The organism is Dietzia sp. 179-F 9C3 NHS (genome assembly GCF_045369825.1).
Taxonomy (GTDB): domain Bacteria; phylum Actinomycetota; class Actinomycetes; order Mycobacteriales; family Mycobacteriaceae; genus Dietzia.
Window position 1 is genome coordinate 1 of sequence record NZ_JBIQES010000036.1, and the last position, 1,853, is coordinate 1,853.

Annotated in this window: 1 protein-coding gene; it reads left to right on the forward strand. The window is 67.8% G+C overall.

Annotated features, from left to right (window positions below; translation table 11 throughout):
* Positions 1-67: 67 nt before the first annotated feature.
* The gene (locus ACH0BZ_RS16320; protein ID WP_406899794.1) at positions 68-1,657 is read left to right on the forward strand and encodes an IS1182 family transposase; all 1,590 of its coding nucleotides are present in this window, start codon (positions 68-70) and stop codon (positions 1,655-1,657) included.
* The last annotated feature ends 196 nt before the right edge of the window (positions 1,658-1,853 follow it).

Consider the following 1,853-nt stretch of genomic DNA (forward strand, 5'->3'; position numbering starts at 1 on the left):
CTAGGAGACTGCTGAACAATCAGGGTGTCCGCCCCGCGGGGTGACCCGGGCCTGAAATACTTGGTTCATGCAGGGTGAGTGGGATCGGCAGCGTGAGTTGCTGGATGTGGAGTCGGTGGCGGGGCATCTGCTCGAGCCCGGCAGCGTGTTCGCGTTGCTGGCCGAGCATCGGGATCGCTTGTTCCCGGCGGAGTTGTTCGCCGATCTGTTTCCCTCGGGCCGGGGCCGGCCGTCGATCCCGGGGGAGGTGATCGCCTCGGTCATCGTGCTTCAGGCTCTGTTTGGGCACTCCGACCGGGAGGCCGTGGATGCGTTGACGTTTGACCTGCGGTGGAAGGCCGCGTGCGGGTACGCGGTCGATGCCAAGGGCTTCGACTCGTCGACGTTGACTTACTGGCGGCGCCGGCTGGCCGCCAGCGAGAATCCGCAGCGGATCTTCGAGGTGGTGCGCCAGGTCATCGCCGAGACCGGAGCGGTCAAGACTAAGACCCGCCGCGCACTGGACTCGACGGTGCTGGATGATGCGGTGGCCCGTCAGGACACGATCACCCAACTCATCGCCCAGATCAGGCGGGTCGGCCGCGAAGTGCCCGGCGCGAAAGAGCTGATCGCCTCCGAGTGCACCCGGTTGGCGGCGGTGTGCGGGCACGATTACTCCGAGGCCGGTAAGCCGCGTATCGCCTGGGATGACCAGGCCGCCCGCGACGAGCTGGTCTCGGCCCTGGTCGCAGACGCTCTGGCACTGCTTGAGGCTCTGGATGTTGAGGCGATCACCGCCGCCGGCGGCAGACCAGCCGAGGCGGTGGCGCTGCTGGCATTGGTCGCCGGCCAGGACGTCGAGCCCGCCGAGGATTCCGATGGCACCGACGGCCGGTGGCGCATCGCCCGCCGCACCGTCCCGGACCGGGTGATCTCTACCGTGGACCCCGATGCCCGGCACGCGCACAAGACCCAGCAGCGTCGCCAGGACGGGTTCAAAGCCCACATCGTGGTCGAACCCGATACCGGGCTGACCACTGCGGCCCGGCTGACTCGGGCCAGCGGTCCGGACAATTCCGACGCCGCCGTCGGTGCGGACCTGGTGACCACAGATCCCACCACTACAGACGTCGAACACATTGAAGTGCTCGGAGACTCGGCGTACGCCACCGGAGACATGCTGGCCACCCTCGCCGAAAAGCAGTGGCTGCCGCTGGTCAAACCCTGGCCGACCAGGCCCGCTGTGGAGGGCGGGTTTGGTCTGGATGACTTCACCTTCGATGCCGCGGCAAACACGTTGACCTGCCCGGCTGATGTCACGCGGACAGTGTCGCCGCAGGGCCGGGCGAAGTTCGGTGCGGCCTGCCGGCAGTGTCCGCTGCGCCAGCGGTGCACCACCTCACAATCCGGCCGCTCGGTGCTGCTGGGCGAGCACCATGTGCTGCAACGCCAGCACCGCCAGCGCGCACAGGGCGAGGACTTCCGGGCCACCTACCGGCAGCATCGCCCGATGGTGGAACGCTCCATCGCCTGGCTCACCCGAGGCGCCCGACGAGTGCCCTATCGCGGGGTGGATAAGAACAACAGCTGGCTCCACCACCGCGCCGCCGCCCTCAACCTACGTCGACTGCTAGCCATGGGCCTGACCCACCAGAACGGAGCTTGGGCCCTGGCCTGACCAGCAGTTAGGGGAGCCGCCTCTCGCCGATGGCCGGTGAGACCGCGCATAATCACATCAAGTGGACCGAAGGCCCTCGGTCGTCGCACCCAGAGTGCTGACCTAAAACGCCGCTCGCCATCCCACCGGTGACGCCCGGGCCCGCCGCTCACACGACCGCCAACCCCAATAGCGCCTTGTTCAGCAGTCTCCTAGG

What these genes read in the sequence shown, in the direction of transcription:
- ACH0BZ_RS16320 (WP_406899794.1), top strand. Translation starts at nt 68, where the DNA reads ATGCAGGGTGAGTGGGATCGGCAGCGTGAGTTGCTGGATGTGGAGTCG.